Origin of the sequence: Zobellia russellii, from assembly GCF_018728565.1 — a bacterium.
In the GTDB taxonomy this organism is placed as follows: domain Bacteria; phylum Bacteroidota; class Bacteroidia; order Flavobacteriales; family Flavobacteriaceae; genus Zobellia; species Zobellia russellii.
In genome coordinates, this window is the sequence record NZ_JACSOI010000001.1 from 226815 (window position 1) to 251220 (window position 24406).

The 24406-nt window shown below is 39.0% G+C and carries 25 protein-coding genes; 10 read left to right on the top strand and 15 right to left on the bottom strand.

The features are described from left to right. Window positions 1–27 precede the first annotated feature (27 nt). The 3 genes from H9565_RS00995 to H9565_RS01005 form a co-directional block, all read right to left on the bottom strand. Window positions 28–675, bottom strand: coding sequence for a hypothetical protein (locus tag H9565_RS00995; RefSeq protein WP_215436381.1), 648 nt, complete (start codon window positions 673–675; stop codon window positions 28–30). Between the two features lie 722 nt (window positions 676–1397). Then, entirely contained in the window at window positions 1398–1970 is a 573-nt protein-coding gene (locus H9565_RS01000) for a hypothetical protein (RefSeq protein WP_215436383.1), read from the bottom strand. A gap of 7 nt (window positions 1971–1977) precedes the next feature. Beyond that, window positions 1978–2130, bottom strand: a complete 153-nt coding sequence (locus H9565_RS01005) for a hypothetical protein (RefSeq protein WP_215436385.1) — start codon at window positions 2128–2130, stop codon at window positions 1978–1980. 378 nt (window positions 2131–2508) lie between these two features. On the opposite strand from H9565_RS01005, the gene H9565_RS01010 reads away from it, so the two are divergent. Together H9565_RS01010 and H9565_RS01015 are read left to right on the top strand one after the other, a co-directional pair. Next, the gene (locus tag H9565_RS01010) at window positions 2509–3243 is read left to right on the top strand and encodes a LytR/AlgR family response regulator transcription factor (protein ID WP_215436387.1); all 735 of its coding nucleotides are present in this window, start codon (window positions 2509–2511) and stop codon (window positions 3241–3243) included. 8 nt (window positions 3244–3251) lie between these two features. After that, window positions 3252–5234 (top strand): tetratricopeptide repeat-containing sensor histidine kinase, encoded by a 1983-nt coding sequence (locus tag H9565_RS01015; protein WP_215436390.1) that lies wholly within the window; start codon window positions 3252–3254, stop codon window positions 5232–5234. Here H9565_RS01015 and H9565_RS01020 read toward each other — a convergent pair. Continuing rightward, window positions 5224–5796: a DUF3109 family protein gene (locus H9565_RS01020; RefSeq protein WP_215436393.1), complete on the bottom strand. Its 573-nt coding sequence runs from the start codon at window positions 5794–5796 to the stop codon at window positions 5224–5226. The genes H9565_RS01015 and H9565_RS01020 overlap by 11 nt on opposite strands. Window positions 5797–5912: 116 nt before the next feature. Between H9565_RS01020 and H9565_RS01025 the strand changes: the two genes are divergently transcribed. Then, window positions 5913–6491, top strand: coding sequence for a MarC family protein (locus H9565_RS01025; RefSeq protein ID WP_215436395.1), 579 nt, complete (start codon window positions 5913–5915; stop codon window positions 6489–6491). Window positions 6492–6519: 28 nt separating this feature from the next. Then, window positions 6520–6726, top strand: a complete 207-nt coding sequence (locus H9565_RS01030; protein ID WP_215436397.1) for a hypothetical protein — start codon at window positions 6520–6522, stop codon at window positions 6724–6726. 1 nt (window position 6727) lies between these two features. Here H9565_RS01030 and H9565_RS01035 read toward each other — a convergent pair whose 3' ends face one another. From H9565_RS01035 to H9565_RS01050, 4 genes are all read right to left on the bottom strand, one after another. Continuing rightward, entirely contained in the window at window positions 6728–8353 is a 1626-nt protein-coding gene (locus H9565_RS01035; RefSeq protein ID WP_215436398.1) for a S41 family peptidase, read from the bottom strand. 1 nt (window position 8354) lies between these two features. After that, window positions 8355–8804, bottom strand: coding sequence for a deoxycytidylate deaminase (locus tag H9565_RS01040; protein ID WP_215436400.1), 450 nt, complete (start codon window positions 8802–8804; stop codon window positions 8355–8357). A gap of 125 nt (window positions 8805–8929) precedes the next feature. Then, window positions 8930–9514, bottom strand: a complete 585-nt coding sequence (locus H9565_RS01045; protein WP_215436402.1) for a HupE/UreJ family protein — start codon at window positions 9512–9514, stop codon at window positions 8930–8932. A gap of 59 nt (window positions 9515–9573) precedes the next feature. Continuing rightward, window positions 9574–10311 carry a tellurite resistance TerB family protein gene (locus tag H9565_RS01050; RefSeq protein ID WP_215436404.1) on the bottom strand — a complete coding sequence of 246 codons (738 nt, stop codon included), beginning with the start codon at window positions 10309–10311 and terminating at the stop codon, window positions 9574–9576. A 204-nt stretch (window positions 10312–10515) separates the two neighbouring features. Here H9565_RS01050 and H9565_RS01055 point away from each other — a divergent pair, with 204 nt between their 5' ends. The 4 genes from H9565_RS01055 to H9565_RS01070 all read left to right on the top strand — a co-directional run bounded on the left by H9565_RS01055 (window position 10516) and on the right by H9565_RS01070 (window position 13940). Further along, window positions 10516–10926 (top strand): BrxA/BrxB family bacilliredoxin, encoded by a 411-nt coding sequence (locus H9565_RS01055; protein WP_215436407.1) that lies wholly within the window; start codon window positions 10516–10518, stop codon window positions 10924–10926. An 86-nt stretch (window positions 10927–11012) separates the two neighbouring features. Beyond that, window positions 11013–11753, top strand: coding sequence for a lysophospholipid acyltransferase family protein (locus H9565_RS01060; RefSeq protein WP_215436410.1), 741 nt, complete (start codon window positions 11013–11015; stop codon window positions 11751–11753). A gap of 1 nt (window position 11754) precedes the next feature. Then, the gene (locus H9565_RS01065) at window positions 11755–12438 is read left to right on the top strand and encodes an HD domain-containing protein (protein ID WP_215436413.1); all 684 of its coding nucleotides are present in this window, start codon (window positions 11755–11757) and stop codon (window positions 12436–12438) included. A 77-nt stretch (window positions 12439–12515) separates the two neighbouring features. Beyond that, complete coding sequence (locus H9565_RS01070) at window positions 12516–13940, top strand: Gfo/Idh/MocA family protein (protein ID WP_215436416.1); 1425 nt, start codon at window positions 12516–12518, stop codon at window positions 13938–13940. Window positions 13941–13999: 59 nt separating this feature from the next. On the opposite strand, the gene H9565_RS01075 is transcribed toward H9565_RS01070, so the two are convergent. From H9565_RS01075 to H9565_RS01105, 7 genes are all read right to left on the bottom strand, one after another. Continuing rightward, entirely contained in the window at window positions 14000–14560 is a 561-nt protein-coding gene (locus H9565_RS01075; protein WP_215436418.1) for a porin family protein, read from the bottom strand. Window positions 14561–14783: 223 nt separating this feature from the next. Then, on the bottom strand, window positions 14784–16190 hold the full coding sequence (locus H9565_RS01080; RefSeq protein ID WP_215436420.1) for a glycosyltransferase: 1407 nt from the start codon (window positions 16188–16190) through the stop codon (window positions 14784–14786). Window positions 16191–16418: 228 nt separating this feature from the next. Next, complete coding sequence (locus tag H9565_RS01085) at window positions 16419–17531, bottom strand: PA0069 family radical SAM protein (protein ID WP_394370239.1); 1113 nt, start codon at window positions 17529–17531, stop codon at window positions 16419–16421. Between the two features lie 19 nt (window positions 17532–17550). Further along, window positions 17551–19101, bottom strand: a complete 1551-nt coding sequence (locus H9565_RS01090; RefSeq protein ID WP_215436422.1) for a hypothetical protein — start codon at window positions 19099–19101, stop codon at window positions 17551–17553. Window positions 19102–19123: 22 nt separating this feature from the next. After that, complete coding sequence (locus H9565_RS01095; protein WP_215436424.1) at window positions 19124–19903, bottom strand: enoyl-CoA hydratase/isomerase family protein; 780 nt, start codon at window positions 19901–19903, stop codon at window positions 19124–19126. 42 nt (window positions 19904–19945) lie between these two features. Next, window positions 19946–21355, bottom strand: a complete 1410-nt coding sequence (locus H9565_RS01100; protein ID WP_215438187.1) for a sensor histidine kinase — start codon at window positions 21353–21355, stop codon at window positions 19946–19948. 115 nt (window positions 21356–21470) lie between these two features. After that, window positions 21471–22013 (bottom strand): CopD family protein, encoded by a 543-nt coding sequence (locus H9565_RS01105; protein WP_246560161.1) that lies wholly within the window; start codon window positions 22011–22013, stop codon window positions 21471–21473. Window positions 22014–22184: 171 nt separating this feature from the next. Between H9565_RS01105 and H9565_RS01110 the strand changes: the two genes are divergently transcribed. Both H9565_RS01110 and H9565_RS01115 read left to right on the top strand, forming a co-directional pair. After that, a complete protein-coding gene (locus tag H9565_RS01110) occupies window positions 22185–22988 on the top strand; it encodes an EcsC family protein (RefSeq protein ID WP_303404816.1) in 804 nt (267 codons plus the stop codon). 59 nt (window positions 22989–23047) lie between these two features. Continuing rightward, window positions 23048–24376, top strand: a complete 1329-nt coding sequence (locus H9565_RS01115; RefSeq protein WP_215436427.1) for an alpha/beta hydrolase family protein — start codon at window positions 23048–23050, stop codon at window positions 24374–24376. Window positions 24377–24406: the final 30 nt, after the last annotated feature.

The window sequence follows — 24406 nt, forward strand, 5'->3', positions numbered from 1 at the left end:
ACTTTAAATTAATTAAAAATTGTTCAACTAATTTTTATAGACCGGTAGTTCTAGGGTAATGGCATCTCCAAACTCTTTGGTCCTTGGTATTTTTATGACCATTGTAGCGTTACCTTTATAATCACCCTCAATAGCAACCACCCTGTTTCCGGTTTTCGTAAGAGTTGCTGAACCGCCTTTGGCCACCACTTTGTTCTTTTCGTTAACTATAATTATTTCGGCATCATCTACCTCCGCTGGCAACTCTATTCCCGAAAAATCCGAAATATTGATTTTAGGCACACAACCAGCTCTTGGGTTATCAAAACATCCTCTTGGCGGCCTGGGCGGGAATTTTCCTCCCCTTGGCATAACAAAACTAACCAACTCTGATTTAAACGTATTTAAACTAGCCTCTTTCTTTTGAGCCTGCTCTAATCGCGGAATCAATCTTTTACCTCCTTTATTAACATCTATGGCCTCCTTTAATTCCGCAATTTCCTGTTTCATAACGGAAAGACTGTGTATTGTTCCAAGTTTGTACAGTTCAAGACCATTCAGGTATTTGGGTTCTTGAACTAAACGGTAACTAAAATTGTTAGAGGTTAATTTTTCTTCGGGCAGTTCTTTCTGAGAACATGAGACTACACCCAACATAATAAACATAAGACAGACTAAATAATTCATTGCTTTCATAATTTATGGTTTTCTACAGATGAGTACCCTAAACCTAAAAAGGTAAACATGATAATCAATCAATTTGGCTAAAGGTGCCCATAATTTATAAGTACATCAATAGCTTATGTTTTATTGGTCTAATTTCTTGTATGCCTAGCACTGTTGGCTGTACGGATGGTTGCTTAAAAAAATAACAGAAGAAAACCTTAGGGCACAAAAAAAGACCGAAAAGTATTTTTTGGTCTTTTTATAATGTTATTATGATACCGCCAAACCGTACGGTCCTTCTAATGTATCAAAATCGATTAGTACCAGAAAGGGTGCTGATTCAGGTAGTTCCCCCGAAACCTATAATCGGCAATCACCTTTCCAACAAATTGAATAAGATGACCCCCAATGGCTTCATTAGACGGACAAACATGCTCTATTTCATAACATGTAGCCTAGAACCGTACCTTTTTGGATTGGCAGTTTCATAAAATTGTAAGATGGTTCCCCATATGTAGATATTGTCTAGTTATTGGTTTGGTATTTTGATGTCTCTATTTTCTAATGCTGTGTTGTACGTAATCTCAGTAATTACCAATCGGGGGATGGTAAAAATAAGCATTTTCTTAACATGTAGCACCATTACTCCCTATTATTGTTCAATCTAACTGCATCATTCGTAGAATATTACAAATAACACACCTTAACCTTAAAATCATCACAGAACAACACCCATGATGTAAACTTAGTCTCTAATTTTTGTAAGCCATGAACGACCTGCTAACATGTATTGTTTTGCCTTCTGAGTTTCTAAAAGACAAATTCATCTTCCCGCGCATAGCATGTTGGTCTATTTCTACAATATGCACAAACCCCTTATGTCCAAAATAAGGTTTCTCATCTAAGTCCGTTAGATTAACAAAACCAAAAACTCCACTAAAATTGCTTAAAAGGCTATTAAAATCTCCTTTAACCTCATGTTTGCCTAGTATAGCATTTGTATTTTCTGTTGGTTTTGAAATAATCATTCCAAAAAGCTGCTCTCCTCTAGTCTTAGTGCCACTTGCTTTTAGCTCAACATTCGTGAATGAAACGCCGTCTCTAGACTTTATCTCCACTACATTAAAAACAAGAGAGCTTTCTATAATCTTACCAACACTATCACTAATAGCTTCCCGATTTAAAAAATGAACATCCTCTAATAAAGTAGAAGGTGAAGTAAGTTTATCATTCACTCCAGGGTTCGAAAAAAAGAAAAAAGAGAGAACAAACCAGAAGCCTACTTTAGTGGTATTGACAACAAACTGAAATACAAAACTATACATGATGTTGCTAATTTTTGGTTTCTTGCTCCGGTTCCTCTAGACCCGTTAACGCGTTTTCTACAAACTGCTCCCCAACAATTAAGCTGTTATCCAATTCCTTAACCTCACTTGTATCCGTCAAAGCTGCCGCCACTAAAGTAACGACAAGTAATACGAACATGAACAGACATTTTTTCATTGCTATTATTATTAGTTTAACCTAGTTGGATATATTAAAACTCCTGGGGAAACATTAATAACCGTCATCTACTCAAAAGCTAAAGTAGGGTTGAACGCCCCTTACCCGTAGTGCTAATGTATAAATGGTACATTTTCCTGTATAAATGGTAAGCGCCTTATTTTATCAGGGTTCATGAGGCCTCCCACGTGTATCTTTTTCCTCTAACTAGTATTAAATACACTTTATAAGACCCAACCCCGACCAATTTTGTCACTTTTTATACCAATCACACTTTAATTGTCTCCATCGGTACATCTTTACTATCATAAAACATGCCATACGATTAAATTTGTTTACTTTACCTTAAAGTATAATTCTATGATCGAAGTCGTAATCGTTGATGATGAAATAAAAGCACTACAAAGTCTTTCGTGGGAATTGACCAATTTTAGTGATGAAATTAAGGTGGAAGCATCTTTTACAGACCCTTTTGAGGCGTTAACCTATTTAGAAAAAAACACCCCTGATTGTCTTTTTTTGGACATTGAAATGCCAACTATGGACGGTTTTCAGTTCATCCAAAAATTAACGAACAAAAATTTTCCGGTAGTCATTACTACGGCTTACAATCAATACGCCATTAAAGCCTTAAAAAACGAAGCCATAGATTACTTGCTTAAGCCTATTGACACAGATGATTTAAAGGAGACCATTGTAAAAATCAGAAAACATAATGCCAAAAACTTTACCGCAGAGCGATTGGAAAAATTATTGTTGAATTTTAACTCTAACGCAAAGCATAAAAAAATTACTTTCAACACAGACGGAAAGTTAGTCTTTTTGGATAGCGATGAAATTCTATACGCCGAGTCCGATGGAAATTATAGCACCATTTACTTAGCCGATGGCCACAAAATTGTCCTTACCAAAAAATTGAAAGAAGTAAACGAACTGTTACCAACCGATTCTTTTTTCAGAATCCATAATTCATACATTATCAACCTTACCAAAATAAAAGAGTTTTTGAAAACCGATGGATATGTTATTTTGGAATCCAACCATAAGATTCCCGTTTCCAGACAAAAGAAATCAGATTTTCTGGATATGCTCTAAAACTATTAATGCGTTCGCAACTGAGAAATAACAAAAATTCCCTCTCCAAATGCCCTGTTCATTTGGACAAAATATTTACGCTTTTATTCGGTTTTCTCTTTTTTACCATAGGTTATACCCAATCTATACCACCAGTATTCAAAAAAACAGTAGACAGCCTTATAACCGCAGGCCCTACTTCTTATTCCGAAATTCATCCGGTACTGCAAGATTACAAGAAAGATACCCTCTTGATGCGTTATTTTTCCGATGTTTCATTTGACAAGAAATATATCCCGGGCCAAATTTATGCTTTTAACGAGTTGGGAAGGGTTTACCGCAATACTTCACAATACGGAAAATCCGTTAAGTTCCACAATAAGGCTTTGAAACTTGCCAATGAAATCAATAATATTGAGTTTAAGGTATCTAGTTTAAATGACCTAGGAGTAGTTTACCGCAGAACATCTTCTATTCGTAGGGCAATGGACTACAACCAGCAAGCGTTGGAACTGGCCGAATCCGTTAAAAAAGAAAATCGTTCTAACAGCCTTAAAAAGAGCATTAATGTTTCACTAAACTCTATTGGCAACCTGTATAGTATGCTTAACCAATACGGCCAAGCTATAGAATACTTTAAAAAATCATTGGTCCTAGAGACAGAATTGGGCAATACCTTGGGTATGGCCATCAATTATGGAAATATAGGTAACAGCCTTGAAGAATTGGGGGAACTAGACGAAGCCCTCAAAAACTACCGCACATCTTTGGCCTATAACGAGGAAATAGACAGTGACATGGGGCAAATAATCTGCAAAACCAGCATTGCAAAGGTTTATTTAAAAAAAGAACGTATTAACGACGCCAAAAAACTACTTACACCCACACTAAGTCTAGCAAAAAAGCTAGGAGATGGGTTCTTAATTTCGCCTATCTATATTAATCTAGGCTGGGCAGAAATGATAACAGGAGATTATGCCAGTGCGGAAAAGTACATGCTTGAGGGCCTAAGGATAGCAGAAAAATTTAACTTAAGACACGAAGCCGCTCGGGCCAATCATTTGCTCACCCAGCTCTATCAACAAACTAAAAACTACAAAAAGGCTCTTTCATATAATATGAAAGCCGAAGAGCTTGATGAAGAAATTGTGAACGAAAGCACCGTTCGTTACGTAAACGATATCATCTTTAGATATGATTCCGAGAAGAAGACCAACGAGATACAAATATTGGCGCAAGAGAACGAAATGATTCAAATGGAACTGCGCACGAGCCGTACCACTTTACTCATTGGCAGCATTGCTCTTGCCTTATTGGCCGGTATATTTTACATCCTCTATAGACAGTATCAACTTAAAAATGAAAAAAAGGTTTTGACGTTGGAGCAGAGTATGTTACGCAGTCAAATGAACCCACACTTTCTTTTTAATTCGCTCAATTCCATAAAGTTGTATATTATCAACAACGAACAGAAAAATGCGGTCCATTACCTGAACAAGTTCTCCAAGTTGGTACGGAAAATATTGGAAGCCTCATCTATGCGGGAAATTCCCTTAGCGGAAGAACTGGAAACCGTAGAGCTCTATATGAACATAGAAAATATTCGTTTTTCAAATGAAATAGATTTTAAAGTTCGTGTAGATGAAGATATTGACACCCATACGGTTAAAATACCCTCACTAATTTTACAACCGTTCCTAGAAAATGCTATTTGGCATGGGCTTTCACCAAAAACAGGCGAAAAGATAATTGACATTCACATATCAAAAGACAAACTAGATTTTATTCATATTGCCATATCCGACAATGGTGTAGGAAGAGCCGCCGCCGAAAAAATAAAGCAGAACAAGGTCTTAAAACGTAAATCTGTTGGTATTGAAATTACAAAAGAGCGGCTCGCTAATTTCTCAAAAGACCTTCAGAATTCCTTTGAAGTAGAAATCGTTGACCTATACGATGATAACAAAAAACCTCTAGGCACCAAAGTAATACTCCACATTCCTACGGCTTAGTATATTCTAGGGCCACTTGTTCCAGTTCTTGATACCAAGTTTCGCCAAATTTTCTGATCAAAGCCTCTTTTACGAACTTATAGATTGGTACTTGAAGCTCGTCACCTAACGAACAGGCCGGGTCACAAATGTTCCATTTATGATAATTAACGGCTGTTAGTTCTGTATATTCCCGTATTCGAATAGGGTATAAGTGACATGAAACCGGCTTTTTCCAGTCAACGGCCCCTTGGTTATAAGCCTCCTCTATACCGCATTTAGCTGTACCGTTCTCGGAAAAGATAACATAGGCACATTCACTATCATTAACCAATGGTGTTTCCCATTCACCGTCATCGCCTTTAATAAACGCCCCTTGTTCCTCAATGGCCTCAATACCCTCTTTCCTCAAAAAGGGTCTTAATTTATCGTAAATATCTACAAGAATCTCTGTTTCCTTATCCTCTAGGGGAGCCCCCGCATTACCATCTATACAACATTGCCCTTTGCAGGCCGTAATGTTACAGACAAAATCGTTTTCGATAATTTCTTCTGATACTATGGTGTTACCTAATTGAAACATACTGCAGGTTTGAGATGCAAAGATACTTTTTAAACGGGATTTTATAGGTAAATAAATAGGTCAACTATGCTTTCTATCGGTTTAATTAAATGTAATTTTGCGAAAAATTCTAAGGTATGGACATACAATTCGATATTCGAGAAATTGCGACCGCTACAATGGTACTTTTTGCGGTTATTGATATTTTAGGAAGTATCCCTATTATAATCAGTCTACGTAAAAAAGTAGGGCACATAGAATCGGAAAAGGCCTCTTTTGTTTCTTTAATCATTATGATCGCCTTTCTTTTCGTGGGTCAAAAAATACTGAAACTGATTGGCATTGATGTCTATTCTTTTGCCGTAGCGGGGTCATTTATCCTATTTTTCCTTGCCCTTGAAATGATTTTGGGCATTACCCTTTATAAGGAAGACGAACCCGAAAGTGCATCTATCGTACCCATTGCTTTTCCATTAATTGCCGGGGCAGGTACGTTAACGGCCTTACTTTCCTTACGGGCAGAGTACAGAGTAGAAAATATTATCGTTGCCATTACACTAAACACTATTTTTGTGTACCTGGTCTTGAAATCGTCAAAAAAGATAGAAAACGTGCTGGGTAAAAACGGACTTAACGTAATACGAAAGGTCTTTGGTGTTATCTTATTGGCAATTGCCGTAAAGCTGTTCGCAGCAAACATCAACGAGCTTTTCTAGCATAGAAATTGAACTTAAAAAAATAGAAATGAACAAGACCCTAACTATAATCTTAATTGTAGCAGCCATTGCACTTATTGCATACAATGTTACTATGATCAATTTTCAGGATCCTTTTAATGGAGATAGTACTATTGCCTTGATTGGTATTGTAGGTTCTCTGTGTGCCGTACTGCTGTTGTTGATATTCAGGACAAGTAAGAAAATAGAACAGAAAGTAAATCAGAGGGATTAGATTAGTTGGCACTTTCAATAGCGTCCACCTCTTGCTGTTGCACTACAGGGTTATCTAGCTTTATTACCTCTTGCAGCATTTTATCTTCAGTGCTTTTAATTTTAGCGTGTACATTGGCCCCGAACAATTGTTCTGCCAACGCCGCTTTTAAATAAAGTTTAATACTGTCTTCGTAGTCGTAAAAATTCATTCTTAAATTTCTACTCACGGAATAGTCCACAAATTTTTCAAATAGAATATCATCTACTGTAAAATCATTGATGAACTCTTTTTGCGAATACGAGTTGTAACGCTTTCTATCAGAGTCTAGGTGTTCAAATATAAAATAGGAAAGCCACCCAAAGCTATCCATACTTTCAACCGCCTCTTCTTCATTGGAACCTATAGGAACAAAAACATCGGGAATAATTCCACCACCACCGTATACAACTTTACCTTTGGGTGTCGTAAACTTTAAAGAGTCCGCTACCTTTATACTGTCTACGGTTACCAGTTCGCCACTATGGTACCTATCCGTAAACCTTTTATAATAATCCTCGTTTCCGTTTTCGTATGATTTTTGAATACTTCTACCAGTAGGTGTATAGTATCTGGAAACAGTAAGACGCACCGCAGAACCATCACCCAACTCCATTTCTCTTTGCACCAGGCCCTTACCAAAGGAACGACGGCCTACTATAGTGCCAATATCGTTATCCTGTAAAGCCCCGGCTATAATTTCGCTTGCAGATGCAGAGCGCTCATTTATCAATACATACACCGGTTTGTCTTCAAATCTACCTTTTGAAGTTGCGTGAATTTTATTGATTTTCCCCTTTTTGTTCTTTGTAAAAAGTATGAGTTTACCATCTTTTAGAAACTCATCTGCCATTTGCTCCGCAACGCCCAAATACCCTCCGGGATTATCCCTTAAGTCTAACGTTAACTTGCGCGCGCCTTGTTTAATAAGTTCGGAAAGTGCTGCCTTAAATTCCTTATAAGTAGACTCCGCAAAACGATTAACCTTTATGTAGGCCATATCATTTGTTAGCATATAATACGCTTCTACACTTTTTATAGGAACAATGTCCCTTTTTACATTAACAGTAAACACTTTGTCTTCTGCTTTTCGGTAGATTTTAAGTTTTACAGAACTGCCCTTTTCTCCCTTTAACTTGCCAACAATATCCTCGCTTGCCAGGTTTTTACCGTAAAGCGTATCATTATTGGCCATTAAGATGCGGTCTCCAGCTTTTATACCTTTTAAATAGCTAGGTCCTTTAGGGACGGTTCTAATTACTGAAATAGTGTCTTTGTATGGATAGAAATTTATACCTATTCCCACAAAATCGCCTTTCATGTTCTCGGAGACCCGGTCCATTTCGTTCTTTGGAATATACACGGAATGTGGGTCTAATTTTTCAAGAATCTGATTAACGGTAACATCTACAATACTATCCGTATCAATCTCATCAACATACTCATAATCTATATAATCTATAAGCCTGTTAAGTTTATCCTTTTTAGAATTGGTAGTAAAAAGTTTCTCTGGAGAATCAGCAAAATGGAGCTTACCACCTACAAAAATACCTAAAGCAAGTGCTGCGGCTATAACGGTGGGCCATATGTAATTTTGCTGTTTTTTCATACTATGAGGACTTGGCCTCGGTTTCTTCTATTTCTGGTAAATGCACCAACTCAATACCTGCCCGTTCTAAAAATTGCAGTCCGGAATCGTCCTTGTATGCCATTTTGTATACTACACGTTTTATGCCAGATTGGTGTATTAATTTACTGCACTCCCTACAAGGGGACAAGGTTATGTAAAGCGTAGCACCCTCGCATGACTGTGTTGAGGAGGCTACCTTGCTTATAGCATTGGCTTCGGCGTGCAAAACATACCATTTGGTATAACCTTCATCGTCCTCACATACATTTTCAAAACCGGTTGGCGTACCATTATAACCGTCCGAAATTATCATCCTATCCTTTACGATAATAGCCCCCACCTGTTTACGCCGGCAATAGGATAGCTTGCCCCATTCCTGGGCCATGCGCAGGTACGCTTTATCGTATTTTGCTTGTTTTATTTTTTTCATGGACTGCAAAGATACAACAATAGACACTTGCGCTAATTATCTTACTTGCAATACAACTAAGATACCCGCTTTTAGAAAGCCCAACAATATTAAGGGGTTAATTTAAAGTGAAAATATTTGAGTTGCTATAGCGGAAACGTACGAATGAGCATTGGTATTGTTAGAAGTATAATTAAAATTGAAGTAATTACGACGAACAGCACTTTACTCAATTTAGTTACTGTAGTTAGGGCCCAACCTAAAACCAAAACCGAAGCCACAATGGTAACCTGAGAAATCTCAATACCGGTAGCAAAGCCCAAAAGTGGAACTAACTTATTGTCTTCTTCGGCCATGAGCATTCTAAAATAATTGCTAAAGCCAAAACCGTGTATCAAACCAAAAACCAGGGTGGCCAAAACATGCCCTTGCATGTTTTTTACCGTGGCCGCTTTACGCATGTACAACAGATTAAAAACGGCTGTCATCATAATGGTTACAGGAATCAGAAACTCTATGAGGCTAACATCTATATTCACCCATCCGTAAGCACTTAAAGCAAGGGAAACGCAATGAGCAATGGTAAATACCGTGGCCAGGAGTACTACTTTTTTCCATGTTTTAAAAGAGAACGGTACCGCTAGTGCGGCCAAAAAAAGAATATGGTCATATGCATTTATGTCCAGCACATGCTCCAAACCCATCTTTATATAAAATAGAAACTCTTCCATTTTGGATTTTATTAAATGTTGAAGGTCGCTAAAAAAACAAATTACCCCTAAATCGAAATCTATAAACCTCTTTCTGCCTGTATTTCTTCATAAGCCTTCTGTACTTCCTTAAACTTTTCCTCCGCACCTTTCTTTATGGCTTCGTTCTGTGTATTTACACGATCGGGATGGTACTTTTTAGCCATTGTACGATACGCTTTTTTCACTTCGTCATTACTGGCCGACTTTTCAATATCCAGAATTTTATATGCATTGTTCACAGATTTTATGAACATGGCCTTAATACTCTCAAAATCCCGCAGGTGTACGCGTAAATAACCCGCAATTTCCCTAATCTTACGAACTTCCGGATCGCTAACGGAACCATCTGCTTGGGCTATTCCAAACAGAAAATGAAGTAACTGCAATCTTACCTCATAGCGTGTACGTTGATTTAAAAACGCACAGATACGTTGGGCAGAAATTTCGTGCTTTTTATTAATTTCGTTAAAGGTCCTAAAAATGGCGTTGGCCTTATCCTTGCCGTACGTACTAACAAAATATTGTCGTACATAGTCCATTTCACGCTGGCTTACCTTACCATCTGCCTTTATAACAATCGAACATAATGAAAGTAAGTTGAGTTCAAAATCTGCCGGGGAAACCTTTTGGCGGGTCATATCACCAAAAACCGACTGTGCCCCACCTCCTCCGGTAATTTTTAATCCATCTATTAAGCTTCCCACCAGATATCCCAAAATTGCCCCAGGAAACCGGAAAAAATAATATCCTATGATGGCCGCGAACCATTTAATCATGCCTTTTCTTAATTTGGGCAAAGATATTAAAAGCGGTCAGAATTAAACATCAAAATGGCTTTGTAGACCTTTATAAAACCATAGAAAGCAAGAGTATGTGCGCACATACCCCAATTATAGCCCTTTTCGCCAACGAAAAGTTAAGTAAGTCAACTAAATGCGACAAATTAAGTATCTTTGTTAACCAAAATAAAATTTAAAAATATGTATCCCGCAGAATTGGTAAAACCCATGAGACAAGACTTGGCATCAGCCGGGTTTGAAGAATTACATACAGCAGCAGCAGTCGAGAACGCGATCAATAAACCAGGTACTACTTTAGTTGTAGTAAACTCTGTTTGTGGTTGTGCAGCGGCCAACGCAAGGCCTGCGGCAAAATTAAGTTTGCACAACGCTAAAAAACCTGACCATACGGTAACGGTTTTTGCTGGTGTAGATATTGAAGCTGTAAATGCAGCAAGAAACCTTATGATTCCTTTTCCTCCGTCTTCGCCAAGTATGGCCCTTTTTAAAGATGGCGAATTGGTTCATATGATTGAGCGTCACCACATTGAAGGTAGACCAGCGGAATTGATTGCCGAAAACCTTGTTAGTGCATATGACGAGTTCTGCTAGAACTGTTTAAACGTCTCTCGTATAGAGAGAGGATAAAAGAATACAAAAAACCGCTTCACAAAGAAGCGGTTTTTTATTTTTGCACTATGCAAAAACTATTGGCATACCCGCTCACCTTTCTATACATGATCTTCTTTGGGTTGTGTCTATTGGTGTTTCACCCCATTCAATGGGTCTGTTTTAATGTTTTTGGGTACAATCCCCATAGAATGAGCGTTGCCCTACTCAACCTCTCGCTTATGCGTTGCACTCATGTATTGGGAACCACTTATGACTTTAACAACCCGCATGATATTCCTACGGACAGGCCTTTGATCATTGTTCCAAATCACCAAAGTATGCATGACATACCCCCTATTATCTGGTTCATGCGAAAGCACCACCCTAAATTCGTTAGCAAAAAAGAGTTGGGAAGGGGTATTCCCAGTGTTTCGTACAACCTGCGCCACGGCGGTTCCGTTCTAATAGACCGGAACGATAGCAGGCAAGCCCTATCGGAAATTGCAAAACTGGGCCGCTATATAGAAGAACATAACCGAAGCGCCGTAATATTTCCCGAAGGAACCCGTAGCCGCACCGGACATCCAAAACCGTTTAAAGCTACCGGATTAAAACTCCTAATGAAAAATGCACCTTCTGCATTGGTAGTTCCTATAAGTATCAATAATTCTTGGAAAATGCTCAAATACGGTAAATTTCCAAACGGAATTGGCAATCATATTACTTTTCAAGTGCATAAGCCCATTGAAGTAAATTCCAATTTTGATGCAGTTCTGGCAGAGGCCGAAAAACAAGTTATTTCCGGAGTAACCTCCTTTAAATCATAGAATGACAAACTCAGAAATTGTAGAGCAAACCATTGCTTTCGTAAGAGAGACCTTGCAAGGTGCCGAAGGCGGACATGATTGGTTTCATATACAACGTGTCTTTAATAACACCCTACTCATTGCCAAAGAAGAAAATGTAGATATTTTGGTGGTTAGTCTTGGAGCGCTCTTGCATGATATTGCCGATGCAAAATTCAACAATGGAGATGAGACCGTTGGTCCTAAACTGGCCCATCAATTTTTAACCGATTTAAAAGTAGACCACAAAACTATTGATCACGTTATACAGATCATTGAAAATATATCGTTCAAAAATTCCCTTGAAAAAAACAAGGAAGAGAGGTTCTCCTCTCTAGAACTGGCCGTGGTCCAAGATGCAGACCGTCTAGATGCTATGGGTGCCATTGGCATTGCCAGAGCATTCAATTATGGTGGGTTCAAGAACCGGGAGCTGTACAACCCCGAGATAGCTCCAAATTTAAAGATGAGCAAAGAGGAATACAAAAAATCAAAAGCCCCTACCCTAAATCACTTTTACGAAAAATTGCTCTTCCTTAAAGATAAAATGAATACCCAAACGGGTGAAAAACTTGCGGAAGAACGCCATGAATACATGCTGGGCTTCCTTAAACAATTTTATCAAGAATGGAACCCGCTTGAACCACACACAGGTTTTACCATATAATTCAAACCAAAAATCGGCCTTGCTTTTTTACATTTTTTGTACCTTCAAATGCAGAACCAAAAATCAAAAATTTGAAGATGCAAAGAAGAAAGTTTATCAAAAATGCAGCAGCGGCCTCTACCGCATTTTCCATTGTACCCAGCTACGTTCTGGGCAAGAACCATGTGGCTCCTAGCGACACTCTTTATGTGGGTGCTTTTGGTGTTGGAGGACGTGGTGCCGGCGTTATAAACGGCCTTGACCAAACCGGTAAGGTTAAGTTTGTAACCCTCTGTGATGTAGATGACCGAAGAGCGGCAGAAACCTACGAAAAATACCCAAAAGCAAAAAAATACAAAGACTACCGTAAGGTGTACGACAAGCATCTAAAAGACATAGACGCTATAATGGTAGCTACTCCCGATCATATGCACGCCTCTATTGCTTTGCCTTTTATGCGTGAAAAAAAACATGCCTACGTAGAGAAACCTTTAACCCACAATATTAACGAAGCCAGGTTAATGACCCAAGTAGCCAAAGAGCATGGCATTGTTACCCAAATGGGAAACCAAGGAGCTTCTAGTGATGGTAGCCGTGAGGCAAAAGAATGGATTCAGAGCGGAATCATAGGAAAAGTCTACAAAGTAGATTGTTGGACCAATCGTCCGGTATGGCCACAAGGCGTTCCTGTACCTACCGAAAAACAACCCGTACCAAAAGGCCTTGATTGGGACCTTTGGCTTGGCGTAGCTGCAAAACGTGATTACAATGCGGCATACCTACCTTTTAAATGGCGAGGTTTTTGGGATTTTGGAACAGGTGCCCTAGGGGATATGGGATGCCACATTATGGAAACTCCGTTTGGTGTTTTGGACCTTGGATATCCCACAGAAGCCGAAGCTAGTTGTACCACCAACTGGGTAGGCGATTTTGTTGAAGCGGATTATAGTGAATCTTGCCCTGCTTCTTCCATTGTACGTTTGAAATTCAATACGGAAGAACATGGCGACATTGCTCTGAACTGGTACGACGGTGGATTAATGCCAGACCTGCCCGATGAATTGGCAGATGGAGAAACCATTGGTGATGGAGGTGGAGGTTCCGTTTTCTACGGTACCAAAGGTATTCTTGTTACGGATACCTACTCACGTAATGCCCGGTTGCTCCCAAGCAAAAACATGAGCCTGTTTAACGCTCCCGCTCCTTATTTAAAGCGAGTGGAAGGTGATGTAGAAGGACACCAAAGAAACTTTGTGGAAGGTTGCTTAAACGGTACAGAAACCTCATCGGACTTCAAAAAATCAGGACCGCTAACGGAAGCCGTTCTTATGGGCAACTTGGCCATTAAAGCATTTCAATATAAAAAACTGAAAGAAGGCAAAAAACTAGGGGATTGGGATCCATTTGAGTATCCTGGAAGAAGAAAAATCCTTTGGGACGGTGCCAACATGAAAGTCACCAATTGGGACCTTGCCAACGAATGGGTAAAAGGAAAATACCGCAAAGGCTGGGAATTAAAATAGTAAGCAATAGTAAAGCGCAATAGGGAAAAACGTTCCTATTGCGCTTTTTTTATTTTGATTTAGAAAGCGTATCCCGCGGATAGTTGAAATACGTTATTTTGACTGTTTCCTCCTGAATAAGAATCTCCGTTTATATTGGCAATACCCTTATTATACCTAAGGCTAAAAAAGATGTTATCGTTCAATTTGTACGAGGCTCCAATAGCAAAAGCAACGTCTAACTTCTTAAAACGGTCATCATCATCTTCATTTGTGGATATTAAAAAGCCTACCAATGGACCTGCTTCGGCACTAAGTCCTTCCAAAAAATAATATTTTCCAAGTAATGGCAGATTTACATAGTCCAACTTCAGGTTATTGTCATTAGTACCATAATCCCAATTTGTGCCTTGCGATGAGTATAACAACTCTGGTTGTACCGCTATTTTATCCGAAATGGAAAATTCCGCCACTCCACCTAAATGAAAGCCCACCTTTGTCCCTAAACTTCCTAAGCCCGAATAGGCACTGCCGCCAATTGAGGCTACATTTATGCCTCCTTTTACCCCAAAACCAAAATCTTGGGCCTGAATAGCAGTAATCGATAAAAGCGTGGTTAAAAAGAATACTAGTTTTTTCATAATCTACATGTTTTGTTTAACTGTTTCATCAGTTAGTGTCAAACACATAAAAAGGTTAACATAAAAATATAAAACCCTACATGACTTAATACAGAAAGCCCACTTTGAAAGAACCTATCGGTTTTTATACATACTTTTTACATCTTACATCATTAAGAAAAGCAAATGCCCAAACGAAGTTTATCGCTTGGGCATTTGTAGTAAGACTATATTTGGTAATTACTTATTTCTTAGTTGGCAATTCACGGGTTAACCATCCTCTTTTGTTTGCTGTAGCAATGGCATATGGGGTTATCCAGAACAATCCAAATGTAAATAGGATGCTGTAAGAATATGCCCAAACCGACTCTTTTAAATCATATCGCTTCGCATAAAAAAGAACTGGGAACGTAGACAACACCAAAATACTCACAAGCGTAGAGCTCAAAAATAAAAGTGGGTGAGTTAAAATAAAGAAGAACATGAAAAATAAGAATGGGTAGCTCATCAATATCTTTATGGATTGGCTAATGAACAACAACCGCGAACCAAATTTTGAACCTTCTCTAAAATTGGTAAAAACGTATTTAGACATTTCAATATTTTCACGAACATTACTTCTACCCCATCTAATGAACATCTTATAAAGACCTTTGTATTTTTCAGGTACATTGGTATAAGCATAAGCGTTTCTTTGGAACAACACGTGATAACCCTGCTTTAAAATCATGTTGGTCATTGCGCGATCTTCACCAATATCTGAAGGTTGTCCCATAAAAGTTTGATTGATCCATGCATCCAAACAGTTAAAAACAGCCGTTCTACGGTATGCCGCTAAAGCCCCGGGAGTACAAAGCACTGAGTTTAACGCACTCTCTGCAGAACGAACAAATTCAAAACTCATTACAAAGCTAACATCAAGCATTTTTGGAAGTAATGCTCTTTTATTGTTCAATACACGTATGTTTCCTGCAACGGCGCCACAGTTTTCATTTACCACAAATGGACTAACCAAATTACGAAGGGTATCCTTATCAACTATAGAATCACTATCTACCGTAACAAAAATTTCGCCAGTACCCTCGTTAAAACCTCTGTAAAGACCATGACGTTTACCCATGTTCTTAGGTTGCTGAAAAATAGTTACACGATCACCTAAAACCTTTTTGGCTTCTTTCATCCAGTGCCACGTATCATCCTTACTACCATCATCTATAGACAACAGCTGTAATTTTTCATGAGGAAAATCACTTTCCGCCAAGCTCATTAAAGTATCATATACTTGTTTTCCCTCGTTGTAAGCGGGCACTATAACTGTAACCGTAGGCAATTCTTCATTAGATACAGAACTTATTGCCTTGTATTTAAAGTACTTGTAGATAACAAAAAGAAAAAATAACGCTTTAAAAACGAACAGCCCAAGTGCCAAATACATAAAACCTTGACCAAAACTAGAGCTTGCACGCTCTATGTTGAACTGATTTAAGTCGCTTCGTAAAATATAGGACATATAGGCTGCCCCTATCATTAAAACAAAGGTGCTTCCCATTACAAAAATGCCCCAAGCATTAGCTGTCTCAATAAAAATCTTGATCTTTTGTAACAAGCTAGCTTTTGAAGTTGTCTTTTCTACTGTATTTTCCATTTTCATAAAATGTATCTCAATGATGTTCTGAGTAGCTTATACGATACCGGATTGCGGTTCGGATTTTTCCTTTACACTATTTTAACACCCCAAGAGATACAGAATATTATAGGTATACTAACAATTTGACCCTTCTAAACTATAATTGATAAAAGCTGCCTATACAATTTATGAATGCTAAGCAATTGAATGGTTTTTAGTGTGATTGTACTAAAAACAAATTTTACCGTTTTATTAGAATAATTTTAGCTGACCGTCCTTGAATTGCTCATGCAAATCATGATTGAGTGGAGGAAAGGATTTGTCTTTAAAATAAGTGTGACGCGCAAGACGTACCAAATCATGAATTTGGGTGGCTATTTTCCCCTCTCCTCTGCTCCGAACACCAAAACGACTGTCATTTAAAGTACCGCCATGACATTCTTCAATCTGATGCAAAACTTTATCCGCCTTATCGGGTAGGGTTTTATGAATCCAATCCGTAAAAACTTGTCCTATCGCCCCATTAAGTCTGACTACGGTAAAAGCAAAAGATTTGGCACCGTTTTCAGATACCGCTTTCGCCAAATTCATGATTTCGTGACTATTGATACCGGGAATAATGGGAGCGAGCATGGCATTGACCGGAATATTATTTTGGGACAGAACACGAATGGTTTCCAGGCGTTTTTTAATGGTTGTAGTTCTTGGTTCCAAAACACGCCTTGTATCTTCGGATAATGAGGTAACCGAAACATTTACTCCTATCAACCTATCTTTTGCCAATTCCTTTAAAATATCCAGATCACGGAGTATCAAAGCATTTTTAGTAATGATACCCACTGGGTGCTTGTACTTTAAAAATACTTCCAAACAGGCACGGGTAATTTTAAACTTCTGCTCGGCGGGTTGGTAGCAATCTGTGTTCCCAGAAAGTACAATGGTTCTGGCCTCCCACCGTTTACTCTTTATTTTTTCCTCGAGCAGTTTTGGCGCATCCTTCTTTATTAAAATTTTACGTTCAAAATCCAGTCCCGCACTATAGCCCCAAAACTCGTGAGTATTTCGCGCATAGCAGTAAATACAACCATGCTCACAACCTTGGTAAGGATTCATGGAGTACTGCATACCCACATCTGGGCTGGTAACTTTGATTACAATGGTTTTTGGAAAGATGGGGATGTACTGCGTCTTGTTTCTATCGGCTTCTTCACCCTCTATTCGGCAAAATTCCAGAAAATCATCGCGGGTTTCATAAACGTTCTGTAGAAATTTGTTGTGAACGTTCTGCTGGGCACCACGGCCCTTAATGTAAGACTCATTTTTCAACACTATTGGATTTATTCCAAATTTATGGAATAAATCCAATTACAAATAATTTCAATAACTATTTAACAGTTACCTCAACTAATTGCTTTTTAGTACCCCGCTTAGCGTAAAACAAAAGATGATCGGAAGCCTCATCGATAAACGGCCTTGAAACCATAATAGGCAGTCTTACCTCCTTGTCGTCTACAAGTTTTTTATACGATAGATCACCTGACCCGTCTACTTTAATAACAAACATATTTGGGTTTCTGCTAAACCCTTGTTTGAACAGAATTCTTTCTTTGCTCATTTTCTGTGGATTTTCTCCAGAATTGATGAAGAAGTACATGTTTTCTCCCTTACCATATGCCGTATAGGAAGCATACGAAGCATCACCTTGGGTAACTTCGGCCTTATTGATGTTACGGGCCCATTCCATAGTACCGGAAGCATTCAGTTTTGCCAATACTATATCATTGTAATGAAAACGGTCTACTTTTTTGGTAGCCCCTGTTCCTATATCTTGTCCTGCGGTTACAAAATACTCTTCGGCACTAAAAAGAATATCTTTATTTGGGGTTATGTGCACACTCTTAAAAATAAGATTCTTGATTTCTGCATCTACCTCACGCCCAAATTTATCCAACATGAACTGATCCGAAAACGGATTGTATTTCTTTGCTTTAATAGCCAAGGAATTGGCGTCTAGATTAAAATACACCAATCCATTGTACCTATTATCTTTTCGATCTGCGTAAAAACCAACTGCTTTTAGATCATTACCCAATAATACCGGTTTTAAAGATTCTGGAAACCTTCCCGCATCTGCAAATTCTTGGGTTTTAAATCCGTTTTGGGTAATCCTGACCAACTCATATTGAAAACGTCTTTCCTTTACATCAAACCTTCTTTTTTTGAAAAAGGCCTTTCCCATTAAATACAACTCCTTTAAATCTTTTGAAACCTCAATGTTTTCAAAGGCATAGTTCTTTTCCTCAATATTGGCGCTAAAATCATAGTCTAATTGAAGCTTTAAATCCGTGCCATAAAGATAGATGTGATACTTCTCTTTCTTTCCTTCCCTATGGTGTACAGTTACGGCAAAAGCCGTTCTATCATCATTAAAATGGGTAGCCGTTGAAAAGCCATTGCCAAAATTGCGGTTGTACTTGTTAACCGCCAATGGATTCAAAACCTCTTTAGAAGGAATGGATAGCAACTTTCTTTCCATAAAATTGAACTCGTCCAGCGGACTCTGGTGTACCACATAATTATACGCCTCGTCTTTATGGTCATAAACCAGTTCCAATAAATAAAGTTGACCATTCTTTACAAAACCATCAACCATATGCCTGCCTGCATATTTATAATTATGGTCAGCCACCAAGTTAAGTTCAGCATCGTATACCTCAATAAAATGACCTTTGGGCCGTAAAGGCATTCCTCCGTAATAGGTACGAACAAGAACCGTCTGTTCTTGGACAGAGCGATCTATGGTCAACACGGTAGAATATTTATACCTATCGGAATAATTCTCTCCAAGCTTATAATCCACGGGGATTTCTTGGGCATTCGTAAACGTTAGGGCAGCTAAAAACAGTAACGCTGTTAGGCTCTTTCGGGTTCGCATAAGTAGGTTTTAAGCGGACATGCTACTCACCAGGAAAGTTGGCCTTACGCTTTTCCAAAAAAGCAGAGGTACCTTCCTTAAAGTCTTCGGTGCCAAAACAAGCTCCAAAAGCCTTTATTTCTTCGTCATATCCATTACTATTCTTAAAACCCGCATTTACTGCTTTTATTGCATAACTGAGCGCGACCGGAGAGTTATTCGATATCTTGCTTGCCAACTTCTGGCAAAACTCGATCAATTGCTCTTGGGAAACCACATGATTTACCAGTCCATAATTCAATGCGCGATCAACGTCTATCATACCTGCAGTCATAATCAATTCCATAGCTCTGCCCTTGCCTACTAATTGCGGCAAACGTTGGGTACCACCATAACCGGGAATAACCCCAAGCGATACCTCTGGAAGACCCATTCTAGCATTATGGCTCGCTACTCTAAAATGACATGCCATGGCAAGCTCTAGCCCACCGCCAAGTGCAAATCCGTTAACAGCGGCAATTACAGGCTTGGACAGTTGCTCAACAAAATCAAAAAGAATCTTATGTCCTTTGGCGGACAATTTTCCACCTTGCTTTTCGGAAAAATCAGCAAACTCCGAAATATCGGCACCGGCAACAAAAGCTTTTTCCCCACTACCGGTTAAGATAATGACCTTAATTTCTTTATCCGCTTCCAATGCCTTAAGCGCTTCGTGTAGTTCTTGAATGGTTTCACGGTTAAGGGCGTTCAACTTTGTGGGACGGTTAATAGTTACGATTGCCGTAGGCTGATTATCATCCACAAGAACATTATTGAATTTCATATAGCTATTTTTTTTAGTATTCTATTTTTTGTTGGCGTTCATCTACTTTACAAGTGGGAACTTAACGGAGAACACCGTTCCCTTATCCGGTTTTGACGTAAACGTAATAGCTCCTTTGTAGGTTTCCACTATGTTCTTTACCATGCCCAGACCCAATCCCATTCCGCTTGATTTTGTGGTAAACTTGGGCTCAAATATTTTTTCTTTAAAGCCTTCCCCAATACCAATACCGTTATCCGCTACGCAGATTTTAGCAAAATCACCTTCTGTTCCTACCGATACTACAATTCTTGGAGCATCTACTTCCGGAACGGCCTGAATGGCATTCTTTACCAAGTTAGTAACCACACGTATGAGTTGTGTACGATCTAATTTCGTAATAATTTCTTTTTCTTCAGAGATAAAGTGAATGTAATCTTCATTAAAGATATCAAGCGCCAACCTTACGATTTCCACGATGTTCAGGGTTTCGTTCTGCTGGGCGGGCATTTCGGCAAAATTGGAAAACGCAGAAGCAATGCTGCTCATGGTATCAATTTGCTGGATGAGTGTTTTTGAAAACTCGGCTATTTTTATATCGATGTTGGGATCCTGATGGTCAAATTTACGCTCAAAACTTTGAACGGTAAGCCGCATTGGGGTTAGGGGATTCTTGATTTCATGCGCCACCTGCTTTGCCATCTCCCGCCAAGCCTGTTCCCTTTCACTACGCGCCAATTTTACGGCACTGTCTTCAAGTTCGTCGATCATGGCATTGTACGAGGTCACCAGCTTTTCAATTTCCTCACTTGGGTTGTCTATCAATATTTTTTGATTGCTTTTCCTTAAATCTGTCTTGCCCAACATGTCGGAAATGGTCTGAAGCGACCGGGTGATATAAGTAGAAATAAAATAAGCCAAACCAATAGCTATCAACAACATTAGAAAATAAACCCCGCCCAAGCGCATAAGAAACTCCTTAAGCTCCATATTATTGAACGAATCATCTTCGTAATAGGGTAAATTTAAAATACCAATTGGTTTAAATCGCTTATCGTTGATGTACGTATAAGACGCCTTATAATTATCACCAGCCAATGCTTTTTGGTCCACAAAGCGCTTAGTGGGGCTTGTTTCCAACAATCGCAGAATAGACGGACTCAAACAATTTGCGATAGAATCTACCTCAAATTTGGCCCTTGAACTTTTTATAAGCTGCCCTTCTAGGTCATAGATATTAAGCCTCTGATTTTGCACATTGGCAATCTGGTAAATTTCCTCATTAAAAATAAGTCCCAAATTCTCTGTCGTAACAGGGTAGGTTGTCTTTTTTAAAACATACTCTACGCTTTGCTTTACCTGCTCTTCTTTTCGCTCTAAACGTTCGGAGTGGTAATCTTCGGATTGCTCTTTATACTGATACACGGTAACTCCTGCAATTAGAATAGAAGCTATGACTACCAGCAGAATCATAGATAGGAAGATGCGCGACCTTAAGGAAAGTTTTGTAAACAAAAGACTGGAGTTTACACCAAAGGTAGCAAATATCACGCCATTTTTAATACGGCCTACAGCGCATTAAAATAGTTTATGCCTCGGGGTTTTCGGACCTTATACGCTTGTACAATTTAATGCCGAGCATTAATAGAATTCCAAGAACGATAATTCCAACCACACCAAACACCCAATTAAAGGCACTTTTAAGAATCACCAAAAAAACTACAGCGAACAAAATAAGCGTGGCACCCTCATTAAAAATGCGCATAAATTTGGAACTGTAATTAACTTCATCCCGCTGTAATTGCTTAAAAATTTGATGCGTTTTTAAATGATATAGCACCAACAACAAAACAAAAACAAGTTTTACGTGCATCCACGGTTGTTGTAGCCATGCAGGAACTAAAACCAATAACCAAATGGCAAAACCAATGGCGAGAACCGCAGACGGCCAAGTAATGATATACCAGAGGCGCTTTGCCATTAACTGCAACTGTTTGGTAAGTATCTCCCTTTCAGGTGATGCTTTTTCAGAAGCCTCAATATGATAAATAAATAGGCGCGGTATATAGAACAGCCCTGCAAACCATGTAATCACAAAAATAAGGTGTAACGCTTTTATGTATTCGTACAATGGAACAGGCTTTAGAATTGCTGCTCAAAGTTAGGAAAAACCACAAACTCCTTTTACATAACCCAAAATGAATTTTATGATACAATCCTTTACGCCATTAAGCCCTTATATATTTAGAAGAATGTTTAATTTAGGGCAACCCATATTTTAAACAATCATCTTTTGAAAATTGTGAAAAAAGAAATGACACCGGAAGATTTCCAGACACTTAGCAACGCCAAACAAAAGATGGAGCAGATAGGTTGGGCCATGCAAGGTCTTAACAAAATGGGCAATATTATAGAAAGTCGCATTCAACTTTTACCTCAGAAACAACGCAATTGGTTACAGCAAATAACCTACAAAGTATTGCACACTGTGGTGAAAAGTAATTTAATCTCAATGCGAAAAAAAACCGCTATACCGTCCAACAATCTTTATAAGGCCCTAGTAACCTCATCCGGTGCCATTGGAGGTGCTTTGGGAGCTACGGCATTTGCGGTAGACCTTACTTTGACAACTAAACTAATGATGCGTTCCATTATGGATATTGCGCGTAGCGAAGGTGAAGATTTAGACACCCTTGATTCGCAACTGGCATGTTTGCAGGTTTTCGCCCTTGGAGGAAAAAGTAAGCATGATGATAATCTGGACACTGGATACTACGCTACCAGACTTGCTATAAGTTCAGCAGTGAAAGGGGCAAGCGGTATTTCGGGAAAGACCCTCACCACCATATTGAACACCACCGGAAACCCCATTTTACAATTAATTGCCCAAGTAGCTTCAAAATTTAGTGTTCAAGTCTCCGAGAAATTCGTTGCGCAGGCCATACCAATTGTTGGTGCTGCGGGAGGGGCTACAATCAATCTGGCGTTTATAGACCACTTTCAGAATATGGCACATGCCCATTTTAGTATTAGACGATTAGAACGTAAATATGGTGCGGCCCTTATAAAGCAGGAATACGAGCAACTTTCCATTACAAAAGCCTAGTGTAAAATCCTCATCTTGCTTAATTTCATTACATTTAGCAATAACTCAACTCAAACATTATGAAAACAAGATTAAAATCCCCCTCAAAAAAACGCTCTTTAGTAGCAGCACTGCTACTCTTTCTATCCACTTCACTTACTCTTCAAGCACAGGAATTTCTTTATGGAGATGAATTGCCCGATGCACCTCAACTTGCCGCCAGAGGCGATTATACCGTTGGCGTGCGCACGCTTCAGCTAACCCATAAGAACCAAGTAGATATTTTAAATTCAAAAGGGGGCTCGGACCCTACGTATGACAGGCCGCTTACCATAGAGGTTTGGTACCCGTCCGAAGCTCCTATGGAAAAAAATACTACCGTAGTTTATGAAGAAGTAATGGGCACCCGTGGCGATTCTTTACGTCCCTTGGTCCCATTTACCTTTAAAGGCAGGGCTTATCGCGATGCCGCACCCAAAACAACTACTGGCGGATACCCATTAATCATAGTATCGCACGGGTATGTAGGTTCTAGATATTTAATGACCTATTTAACTGAAAACCTTGCTTCTAAAGGGTATGTAGTGGTTTCAATAGACCATACGGATTCTACTTTTAAAGATGCCCATGCTTTTCAAAGCACCTTATTGAACAGGGCTAAAGACATCCAATTTGTTGTCAATACGATTGCCGAAAAAGGAAATTCCTCATCAAAAGGCCCTCTCGCTGGAATGGTAGATTCAGAGAACATTGGTATCGTTGGCTATTCTATGGGTGGCTATGGTGTTTTAAATGTTGGAGGTGCCGGTTATAGCGATGGTCTTACAGCTTTCTTTGGACAAATGACAGGAGGTAGCACGGCAATCTCAACTTTAGCGGCCAGTAATGCTGAATACCAAAAACAGATTGACCCCAGAATTAAAGCAGTAGTTGCCTTTGCCCCATGGGGAATGGAACGTGGGGTTTGGGATGCCAATGGATTGGCTGGACTAAAAAAACCAACACTCTTTATTGCAGGCGACCAAGATGATATTTCTGGTTACGAAAAAGGTATTAAAGCCATTTATGAGGGCGCTGTTAATGCGGACCGATACTTACTCACCTATAAAAATGCGAGACATAACGTAGCTCCGAACCCTCCACCGGCTGCAGCGCTTCAACCCGGTTTACATATTGACGAATATTACAGATATGCTGAACCTTCATGGGACCAAAGAAAAATCAACAACATCAACCAACATTTTCTAACCGCATTTTTGGGAACCCACTTAAAAGGTACCGATTATGACGTATACTTGAACATCCCTAAAGAATCCAACGAACAGGATTGGCACGGTTTTAAACCTAGATCTTCAACAGGTATGGAACTATTGCACTCAAAAGCGGCATTAACGAATATGAAGCAGTAATAAAATTGAAATTTAAGGTCAAAGAAGAGG

What these genes read in the sequence shown, in the direction of transcription:
- H9565_RS00995 (WP_215436381.1), bottom strand. Translation starts at nt 675, where the DNA reads ATGAAAGCAATGAATTATTTAGTCTGTCTTATGTTTATTATGTTGGGT.
- H9565_RS01000 (WP_215436383.1), bottom strand. Translation starts at nt 1,970, where the DNA reads ATGTATAGTTTTGTATTTCAGTTTGTTGTCAATACCACTAAAGTAGGC.
- H9565_RS01005 (WP_215436385.1), bottom strand. Translation starts at nt 2,130, where the DNA reads ATGTTCGTATTACTTGTCGTTACTTTAGTGGCGGCAGCTTTGACGGAT.
- H9565_RS01010 (WP_215436387.1), top strand. Translation starts at nt 2,509, where the DNA reads ATGATCGAAGTCGTAATCGTTGATGATGAAATAAAAGCACTACAAAGT.
- H9565_RS01015 (WP_215436390.1), top strand. Translation starts at nt 3,252, where the DNA reads ATGCGTTCGCAACTGAGAAATAACAAAAATTCCCTCTCCAAATGCCCT.
- H9565_RS01020 (WP_215436393.1), bottom strand. Translation starts at nt 5,796, where the DNA reads ATGTTTCAATTAGGTAACACCATAGTATCAGAAGAAATTATCGAAAAC.
- H9565_RS01025 (WP_215436395.1), top strand. Translation starts at nt 5,913, where the DNA reads ATGGACATACAATTCGATATTCGAGAAATTGCGACCGCTACAATGGTA.
- H9565_RS01030 (WP_215436397.1), top strand. Translation starts at nt 6,520, where the DNA reads ATGAACAAGACCCTAACTATAATCTTAATTGTAGCAGCCATTGCACTT.
- H9565_RS01035 (WP_215436398.1), bottom strand. Translation starts at nt 8,353, where the DNA reads ATGAAAAAACAGCAAAATTACATATGGCCCACCGTTATAGCCGCAGCA.
- H9565_RS01040 (WP_215436400.1), bottom strand. Translation starts at nt 8,804, where the DNA reads ATGAAAAAAATAAAACAAGCAAAATACGATAAAGCGTACCTGCGCATG.
- H9565_RS01045 (WP_215436402.1), bottom strand. Translation starts at nt 9,514, where the DNA reads ATGGAAGAGTTTCTATTTTATATAAAGATGGGTTTGGAGCATGTGCTG.
- H9565_RS01050 (WP_215436404.1), bottom strand. Translation starts at nt 10,311, where the DNA reads ATGATTAAATGGTTCGCGGCCATCATAGGATATTATTTTTTCCGGTTT.
- H9565_RS01055 (WP_215436407.1), top strand. Translation starts at nt 10,516, where the DNA reads ATGTATCCCGCAGAATTGGTAAAACCCATGAGACAAGACTTGGCATCA.
- H9565_RS01060 (WP_215436410.1), top strand. Translation starts at nt 11,013, where the DNA reads ATGCAAAAACTATTGGCATACCCGCTCACCTTTCTATACATGATCTTC.
- H9565_RS01065 (WP_215436413.1), top strand. Translation starts at nt 11,755, where the DNA reads ATGACAAACTCAGAAATTGTAGAGCAAACCATTGCTTTCGTAAGAGAG.
- H9565_RS01070 (WP_215436416.1), top strand. Translation starts at nt 12,516, where the DNA reads ATGCAAAGAAGAAAGTTTATCAAAAATGCAGCAGCGGCCTCTACCGCA.
- H9565_RS01075 (WP_215436418.1), bottom strand. Translation starts at nt 14,560, where the DNA reads ATGAAAAAACTAGTATTCTTTTTAACCACGCTTTTATCGATTACTGCT.
- H9565_RS01080 (WP_215436420.1), bottom strand. Translation starts at nt 16,190, where the DNA reads ATGAAAATGGAAAATACAGTAGAAAAGACAACTTCAAAAGCTAGCTTG.
- H9565_RS01090 (WP_215436422.1), bottom strand. Translation starts at nt 19,101, where the DNA reads ATGCGAACCCGAAAGAGCCTAACAGCGTTACTGTTTTTAGCTGCCCTA.
- H9565_RS01095 (WP_215436424.1), bottom strand. Translation starts at nt 19,903, where the DNA reads ATGAAATTCAATAATGTTCTTGTGGATGATAATCAGCCTACGGCAATC.
- H9565_RS01100 (WP_215438187.1), bottom strand. Translation starts at nt 21,355, where the DNA reads ATGATTCTGCTGGTAGTCATAGCTTCTATTCTAATTGCAGGAGTTACC.
- H9565_RS01115 (WP_215436427.1), top strand. Translation starts at nt 23,048, where the DNA reads ATGAAAACAAGATTAAAATCCCCCTCAAAAAAACGCTCTTTAGTAGCA.